The sequence below is a fragment of the Nocardiopsis sp. NPDC006198 genome (genome assembly GCF_040613895.1).
Classification (GTDB): domain Bacteria; phylum Actinomycetota; class Actinomycetes; order Streptosporangiales; family Streptosporangiaceae; genus Nocardiopsis; species Nocardiopsis tropica.
In genome coordinates this window covers 195,484-203,729 of the sequence record NZ_JBEXSY010000005.1, presented here as the reverse complement: position 1 = coordinate 203,729, position 8,246 = coordinate 195,484, and the positions used below count along the sequence as shown (strand labels likewise).

The 8,246-nt window shown below is 72.1% G+C and carries 5 protein-coding genes; 4 read left to right on the top strand and 1 reads right to left on the bottom strand.

All coding sequences use genetic code 11. The annotated features are described in order from the left end of the window. Positions 1 to 125 precede the first annotated feature (125 nt). A complete protein-coding gene (gene sucC, locus ABZ234_RS06170) occupies positions 126 to 1,313 on the bottom strand; it encodes an ADP-forming succinate--CoA ligase subunit beta (RefSeq protein WP_355011208.1) in 1,188 nt (395 codons plus the stop codon). Positions 1,314 to 1,465: 152 nt separating this feature from the next. On the opposite strand from sucC, the gene ABZ234_RS06165 reads away from it, so the two are divergent. The 4 genes from ABZ234_RS06165 to ABZ234_RS06150 all read left to right on the top strand — a co-directional run bounded on the left by ABZ234_RS06165 (position 1,466) and on the right by ABZ234_RS06150 (position 8,080). Further along, the gene (locus ABZ234_RS06165) at positions 1,466 to 2,872 is read left to right on the top strand and encodes an MFS transporter (protein WP_355011207.1); all 1,407 of its coding nucleotides are present in this window, start codon (positions 1,466 to 1,468) and stop codon (positions 2,870 to 2,872) included. An 83-nt stretch (positions 2,873 to 2,955) separates the two neighbouring features. Continuing rightward, positions 2,956 to 4,665, top strand: a complete 1,710-nt coding sequence (locus tag ABZ234_RS06160; protein ID WP_267947997.1) for a thiamine pyrophosphate-binding protein — start codon at positions 2,956 to 2,958, stop codon at positions 4,663 to 4,665. A 21-nt stretch (positions 4,666 to 4,686) separates the two neighbouring features. Next, a complete protein-coding gene (gene frc / locus ABZ234_RS06155) occupies positions 4,687 to 5,916 on the top strand; it encodes a formyl-CoA transferase (protein WP_355011206.1) in 1,230 nt (409 codons plus the stop codon). A gap of 4 nt (positions 5,917 to 5,920) precedes the next feature. Then, positions 5,921 to 8,080, top strand: a complete 2,160-nt coding sequence (locus tag ABZ234_RS06150) for an acetate--CoA ligase family protein (RefSeq protein ID WP_355011205.1) — start codon at positions 5,921 to 5,923, stop codon at positions 8,078 to 8,080. Positions 8,081 to 8,246 lie beyond the last annotated feature (166 nt).

Here is an 8,246-nt window from a genome sequence, read left to right as displayed (position 1 = left end):
CGAGCATGCGCCGGGTGTGCTTGGTGCCCTCAGAGCCCGTCATGCCCTGGACCAGCACCTTGCTGTCCTTGGTCAGGAAAATAGCCATGGTGTGTCGCGTCCCCTGTCGAAGTTCGTCTCGCCGGTCAGCCCAGTGCCGCCAGCTCGGCGGCCCGGGCGGCGGCGCCGTCCATCGTGTCGACCCGCCGAACGGCCGGGTGGGCGCGCTCGTCGAGGATCCGGCGGCCCAGCTCGGCGTTGTTGCCGTCCAGTCGCACCACCAGCGGCTTGCCGGTCCCGCTGGAACCCGGGTCGCCGCCGCGCTGCTCCAGCAGCTCCAGCGCCTGCACGATGCCGTTGGCGACCGCGTCGCAGGCGGTGATGCCGCCGAAGACGTTGACGAACACGCTCTTGACCGCCGGGTCGCCCAGGATGATCTCCAGGCCGTTGGCCATGACCTCGGCGGAGGCGCCGCCGCCGATGTCGAGGAAGTTCGCGGGCTTGACCCCGCCGTGCTCCTCGCCGGCGTAGGCGACCACGTCCAGCGTGGACATGACCAGGCCCGCGCCGTTGCCGATGATCCCGACCTCGCCGTCGAGCTTGACGTAGTTCAGGCCCTTCTCCTTCGCCCTGCGCTCCCGGTCGTCGACGTCGGAGCCGTTCGTGAAGGGGACGCGCTCGGGGTGGCGGAAGCCCGCGCTCTCGTCCAGGGTGACCTTGCCGTCGAGGGCGACGATCCGGCCGTCGGCCGTGCGGACCAGGGGGTTGACCTCGACGAGGGTGGCGTCCTCCCCCGCGGCGACCGCCCAGAGGCGGGTGATCACCTGGGCGGCGCAGTCGCGCACCTCCTCGGGGAGTCCGGCGGCACGGCAGATCTCCAGCGCGGCGGCCTGGTCCACCCCCTCCGGCCCGACCGGCGTGCGCACGACCGCGTCGGGGTTGGTGACGGCGACCTCCTCGATCTCCATGCCGCCCTCCTTGGAGCAGATCGACAGGAAGCCGCGGTTCGCGCGGTCCAGCAGGAAGGAGAAGTAGTACTCCTCCGCGATGTCGGAGGCCTCCTCGACCAGGACACGGTGGACCGTGTGGCCCTTGATGTCCATGCCGAGGATCTGCTCGGCCTTGACCCGGGCGTCCTCGGGGCCCTCGGCGACCTTCACGCCGCCGGCCTTGCCGCGACCACCGGTCTTGACCTGCGCCTTCACCACCACCCGGTGGCCGATGCGCCCGGCCGCCAGCCGCGCCTGCTCGGGGGTGTCCGCGATCTCGCCCTCGACGAGGGGGACGCCGTACTCCCCGAAGAGCTGTTTGGCCTCGTACTCGTGGAGATCCACCTGGCCTCCTCATGACGTGGTTGTCGTGTCCCCTTCAGTGATACTCCATACTGTATGCAGTATTCAATACTCCTTCGGCCGAAAATGTGTCCTGCGCCACCCCTTCCCAGGGCGCCGAGAACTTTGCATACTGCATACAAGGAGGTGTCGCCATGTGCAGCCCCCACTCCCCCGGACACCCTCCGCCCTCCGTCCCCGACCGGGAGGAGGTGCGCGACTGGCGCGGCAGGCGCTACTCCGTCGGCCCGTCCGCACGCACGCTGACCGGCGTGCCCCGCTCCGTCGTCCTCGCCCGCGCGCTGGTCGCGGCCGCGGCGGTCGGGGTGCTCCAGTTCGGCTACGGCGCGGCGGTCCCGACCCTGGTCGCCGCGCACGGCTGGTCCCCCGCCGCCGCTCTGCTCCCGTTCCTCGTGTGGACCCTGGTCCAGGGCGCCTGCGCCCCGGCGCTGCACCGGCTGGGGAGACGGCGGGAACTGCGGGCCGGGGCGCTGATCCAGACCGGCGCGCTGCTGTGCGCGGCGGCGCTGGTCGTGCTCGGCGCCTCCTCCGGACTCGCCGCGGCCGTCCTGGGCTACGGGGTCCTCGGCGGCGCGGGCGCCGGACTCGTCTACCACTCCTGCACGGACCTGGTCGGCGGCTGGTTCCCCGACCGGCGGACCGTGCGCTCGGGGGCCGTGGGCGGCGCCTTCGCCCTGGGCTCGGTCCCCCTCCTCCCCGTGATCGCGGCCGGGACGTCCCCCGCCTCGCTGCCCTGGGCCTGCGCGTCGCTGGCGGCACTGGTCCTGGTCCTGGGGGTCGCGGGCGGCGCGGGCCAGCGCTCCGCCCCGCCGCGGTGGTGGCCGCCGGGGGCGTCCGACCCGCGCGCCGTCGCCCTGCGCCGGGGCGCCGACCCGCCCCCGGCCACCGACTTCACCCACGCCCAGGCGTGGACGGCCGGCGGGTCACTGCCGCTCCTGCACGCGGTCGTCGCCCTCTCCGGGGCCGGCGGGCTGTTCGTCCTCGCCGCGCTGCCGGTGCTCCTCGTGGAGGGCGGCCACCCCCCGACCGCCGTCGCCCCGGCGATCGCGGCCTTCGCCGCCGGCAGCGGCCTGGGGCGCCTGGCCGCGGGCGCGGCGGCCGAGCGGACCGGCCGGCGCCGGATCCTCGCCCTGCTGCTGGGGGCCGCGGCGCTCGCGCTGACCGGCCTCGCCGCGTCCGCCTCCGCCGGGCCCCCCGCCGCCGCGGTGCTCCTGGCACTGGCGGCGGGCGCGGGCACCGGCTCCTGCTACCCGCTGACCCGCGCGATCACCGAGGGGCACTTCGGCTCGCGGTGGACCGCCGGCATCCACGGCCTGGTCTACAGCTCGAAGGCGGTCGGCGGACTGGTCGGCGTCGGCGGGGCGGCGCTGCTCCTGGCGACGGCGCCGCCCGCCGCCTGGCCGACGGGCCTGGTCGGAGCGGGTGCCCTGTGCGGGGTCGCGGCGCTGCTCGCGGCCCTGCTCCGGCGCCCGCTCCCGGTACGGACCACACCGGCCCCACACGGGGTCTGGACACCGCCGCGACGCCGTGCTCCAATGTGACGTACACGGTATACAGTATCCCGGCAACAGCGTCCCCCGAGGACGCAGCCCGCCCGCACCGCACGAAAGGGGTCGTCGTACCGATGGCCGACGGCAAGGGAACCACCGAATCCACCACCAGCGAGAAGACCGCGATCTCCGGAGGCCACCTGGTGGCCAAGGCCCTCAAGGCCGAGGGCGTCGACGTCATCTTCACGCTCTGCGGCGGACACATCATCGACATCTACGACGGATGCGCCGACGAGGGCATCGACGTGGTCGACGTCCGCCACGAGCAGGTCGCGGCGCACGCCGCCGACGGCTACGCGCGGATCACCGGCAAGCCGGGATGCGCGGTCGTGACCGCCGGCCCCGGGACCACGGACGCGGTCACCGGCATCGCCAACGCCTACCGCGCCGAGAGCCCGATGCTGGTCATCGGCGGCCAGGGCGCCCTGAGCCAGCACAAGATGGGCTCGCTCCAGGACCTGCCGCACGTGGACATGATCAACCCGATCTCCAAGTTCGCCGCCACCGTGCCGCACACCGAGCGGGTCGCCGACATGGTCTCGATGGCGTTCCGCGAGGCGAACAGCGGAGCCCCCGGCCCGTCCTTCCTGGAGATCCCCCGCGACGTCCTCGACGCCTCGGTCCCCCTGGACAAGGCGCGGATCCCCGCCAAGGGCCGGTACCGCGCCTCCACGCGGCAGGCGGGCGACCCCGACGCGATCGAGCGCCTGGCCGACCTGCTCGTGCGCTCCGAGCGCCCGAGCATCCTGCTCGGCAACCAGGTGTGGACCACCCGGGCCACGCAGTCGGCCACCGACCTGGTCCGCGCGCTCAACGTCCCCGCCTACATGAACGGCGCCGGCCGGGGCACGCTGGCGCCGGGCGACCCCCACCACTTCCAGCTCTCCCGGCGCTACGCCTTCACCAACTCCGACCTGATCATCATCGTCGGCACCCCCTTCGACTTCCGCATGGGCTACGGCAAGCGCCTCTCCCCCGACGCCACGGTCGTCCAGATCGACCTCAACTACGCCACCGTCGGCAAGAACCGGGACATCGACCTGGGGATCGTCGGCGACGCCGACGTCATCCTGTCCTCGGTGCTCCAGGCCACCTCCGCCTACGGGGACAACGGTTCCCAGAGCCGCAAGACCTGGCTGGAGGAGCTGCGGACCCAGGAGCAGACCGCCCTGGACAAGCGGGCGCACCTGCTCACCTCCGACTCCACGCCCATCCACCCCTACCGGCTGGTCAGCGAGATCAACCAGTTCCTGACCGAGGACTCCATCTACGTCGGCGACGGCGGCGACATCGTCACCTTCTCCGGGCAGGTGGTCCAGCCCAAGTCGCCGGGCCACTGGATGGACCCGGGGCCGCTCGGCACGCTGGGCGTCGGCGTCCCGTTCGTGATGGCCGCCAAGTACGCCCGCCCGGACAAGGAGGTGGTCGCGCTCTTCGGCGACGGCGCGTTCAGCCTCACCGGCTGGGACTTCGAGACCCTCGTCCGGTTCGACCTGCCCTTCGTCGGCATCGTCGGCAACAACTCGTCGATGAACCAGATCCGCTACGGCCAGATCGCCAAGTACGGCGCGGACCGCGGCGAGATCGGCAACACGCTGGGGGACGTGAACTACGCGGAGTTCGCCAGGATGCTCGGCGGCCACGGCGAGGAGGTCCGCGACCCGGCCGACATCGCCCCGGCGCTGCGCCGCGCCCGCGAGTCCGGCAAGCCCTCGCTCGTCAACGTCTGGATCGACCCCGAGGTCTACGCCCCGGGGACGATGAACCAGACCATGTACAAGTAGCCGAGCCAGAGAGGAAGAGCCATGGGCAAGGCACTCGACGGGGTACGCGTCCTGGACATGACCCACGTCCAGTCGGGGCCGTCGGCGACGCAGATCCTCGCCTGGATGGGCGCGGACGTGGTCAAGGTGGAGGCGACCTCGGGCGACATCACCCGGCGCCAGCTCCGGGACCGGCCCGACGTGGACAGCCTGTACTTCACGATGCTCAACTCCAACAAGCGGAGCATCACCCTGAACACCAAGAAGCCCCGGGGCAAGGAGATCTTCCTGGACCTCGTGCGCCGCAGCGACGTCCTGGTGGAGAACTTCGCCCCCGGCGCGCTGGACCGGATGGGGTTCACCTGGGAGGCGCTCTCCGAGGCCAACCCCCGGCTGGTCTACGCCTCGATCAAGGGGTTCGGGCCGGGCGCGTACGCCGACTTCAAGGCCTACGAGGTGATCGCCCAGGCGATGGGCGGCTCGATGAGCACCACCGGGTTCGAGGAGGGCCCGCCGCTGGCGACGGGCGCGCAGATCGGTGACTCGGGCACGGGGATGCATACAGTAGCCGGTATCCTCGCAGCCCTGTACCAGCGCACCCACACCGGGCGCGGCCAGCGCGTGCAGGTGGCCATGCAGGACGCGGTGCTCAACCTGTGCCGCGTCAAGCTCCGTGACCAGCAGAGGCTCGCGCACGGGCCGCTGGCGGAGTACCCCAACGACGACTTCGGCGACGAGGTCCCCCGCTCCGGCAACGCCTCCGGCGGCGGCCAGCCCGGCTGGGCCGTCCGCACCGCCCCGGGCGGACCCAACGACTACGTGTACGTCATCGTCCAGCCCGTCGGGTGGGAACCGATCACCCGGCTCATCGACCGGCCCGAACTGGCCGACGACCCCGAGTGGTCCACCCCCGAGGCCCGGCTGGACAAGCTCGACAAGATGTTCTCCCTGATCGAGGAGTGGACCTCCCAGATCCCCAAGTGGGACGTGCTGGCGACGCTCAACGCGCACAACATCCCCTGCGGCCCGATCATGTCCACCCGGGAGATCATCGACGACCCGACCCTGCGGGCCAACGGTGTCATCACCACCGTCGACCATCCCGAGCGCGGGCCCTACAGCACCGTGTCCTCGCCGATCCGCCTCTCGGACTCGCCGGTGGACGTCGTCCGCTCCCCGCTGCTCGGCGAGCACAACGCCGAGGTCTACCGCGGCGAACTGGGACTGTCCGACGAGGACCTGGCCGAACTCGAATCGAACGGAGTGATCTGAAGACATGGCCGCCTACACCCCCGAGCGTTCCGACCGGGACCGCTCAGCGGTCCGCGAGGTGCTCGACCGGGCCCGTGCCGAGGGCCGCACCGCCCTCACCGCCCCCGAGGGCCGCGTCCTCGCCGACGCCTACGGCATCCCGATCCCCGGAGAGGCCCTGGCCCGTTCCGCGGAGGAGGCCGCCTCCCTCGCCCAGGACCTCGGCCTCCCCGTCGTGGCCAAGATCGTCTCCCCCGACATCCTGCACAAGACCGACGCGGGCGGCGTCGAGGTCGGCCTGGACAGCGCCGAGAAGGTCTCCGAGGCCTACCACCGCATCGTCGCCAACGCCCTCGCCCACACCCCGGGCGCGAGGATCGACGGCGTCCAGATCCAGCAGCAGATCGGCGGCGGACCCGAGGTCGAGGTCCTCGTCGGCGCGACCACCGACCCCACCTTCGGCAAGATCGTGGTGTTCGGCCTGGGCGGCGTCCTGGTCGAGGTCCTGAAGGACGTCACCTTCCGCATGGCGCCGATCTCCAAGGAGGAGGCGCTGTCCCAGGTCGGCGACATCCGCGCCGCCGAGGTGCTGCGCGGTGTGCGCGGCCGGCCGGGCGTGGACCAGGAGCGGCTCGCCGAGGTCGTCAGCGCGCTGTCGGACCTGGTGACCGACTTCCCCGAGATCGCCGAGGCCGACCTCAACCCCGTGTTCGCCGGGCCCTCGTCCGCCGTGGCCGCCGACCTGCGCTTCGTCCTGGACTTCACCCCGGCCGAGCGGCCGGCCTCGTTCGGCCGGGACGAGATCCTCGGCGCGATGAACCGGGTCTTCAAGCCCCGGTCGATCGCGATCATCGGCGCGTCCAACGAGGCCGGGAAGATCGGCCACTCCGTCATCAAGAACATCGTCGACGGCGGGTACGCCGGCGAGGTGTACCCGGTCAACCCCAAGGCCCCCGAGGTGTACGGCCGCAAGGCGTACGCGAGCGTCCTCGACGTCCCCGGCGACGTCGACGTGGCCGTCTTCGCGATCCCCGCGAAGTTCGTCGCCGGCGCGCTGGAGGAGGTCGGGGCGAAGGGGGTCGCCGCGGCGATCCTCATCCCGTCCGGCTTCGCCGAGACCGGTGAGCAGGAGCTGCAGGACGAGGTGCTGGCCATCGCCCGCAGGCACGGCGTCCGGCTCCTCGGCCCCAACATCTACGGCTACTACTACACGCCCGAGAAGCTGTCGGCCACGTTCTGCACCCCCTACGACGTCGCCGGCGGCACCGCCCTCACCTCGCAGTCCGGCGGCATCGGCATGGCCATCCTCGGCTACAGCCGCAGCACCAACACCGGGGTCTCCGCCATCGTCGGCGTCGGCAACAAGGCCGACATCGACGAGGACGACCTGCTCACGTTCTTCGGGCAGGACGAGAACACCAACGCCATCGCCATGCACCTGGAGGACCTCAAGGACGGCCGCGCCTTCGTCGAGGCCGCACGCGAGGTCGTGCCGCACAAGCCCGTCATCGTGCTCAAGGCCGGGCGCACCGCCGCCGGAGCCCGCGCGGCCGGGTCGCACACCGGGGCGCTCGCCGGGGACGACAAGGTGTACGACGACATCCTGCGCCAGGCCGGGGTGGTCAGGGCGCCGGGGCTCAACGAACTGCTGGAGTTCGGCCGCGCCCTGCCCGTCCTGCCCACGCCCAAGGGCGAGAACGTCGTCATCATCACCGGGGCGGGCGGATCGGGCGTACTGCTCTCCGACGCCGTGGTCGACAACGGGATGTCGCTGTACGAGATCCCGCCGGACCTGGACGCGTCGTTCCGGGCGTTCATCCCGCCCTTCGGGGCGGCCGGGAACCCGGTCGACATCACCGGGGGCGAGCCTCCCTCGACCTACGAGGCCACGGTCAGGCTGGGCCTGGAGGACGAGCGGGTGCACTCGCTGATCCTGGGCTACTGGCACACCATCATCACCCCGCCGATGGTCTTCGCCAAGGTGATCAGCGAGGTCGTGGCCGAGGCCAGGGCCAAGGGCATCGACAAGCCCGTGGTGGCCTCCCTCTCCGGGGACACCGAGGTGGAGGAGGCCTCGCAGTACCTGTTCGACCACGGGATCGTGGCCTTCCCCTACACGACCGAGAAACCCGTGCAGATTCTCGGCGCGAAGTATCGCTGGGCGCGCGCCGCAGGACTACTCTGACCCAGTGCCCGGCCGGCGCCCACCGCGCCGGCCGGGCCCAGGCACCACCGCACCGCCGCACCACCCCCTGATCCCGACGGCCTCGGAGCCGCCGCCACAAGGCCGTCGGGACCCTCCGCCGCGGACGCAGCCACTCACGGGCCGCGACGGTCCGCCCGCACACCGA

Bases quoted from the DNA above. Each gene is read 5' to 3' on its own strand.
- frc (WP_355011206.1), top strand. From the start codon at position 4,687: ATGGGCAAGGCACTCGACGGGGTACGCGTCCTGGACATGACCCACGTC.
- ABZ234_RS06150 (WP_355011205.1), top strand. From the start codon at position 5,921: ATGGCCGCCTACACCCCCGAGCGTTCCGACCGGGACCGCTCAGCGGTC.
- ABZ234_RS06160 (WP_267947997.1), top strand. From the start codon at position 2,956: ATGGCCGACGGCAAGGGAACCACCGAATCCACCACCAGCGAGAAGACC.
- ABZ234_RS06165 (WP_355011207.1), top strand. From the start codon at position 1,466: ATGTGCAGCCCCCACTCCCCCGGACACCCTCCGCCCTCCGTCCCCGAC.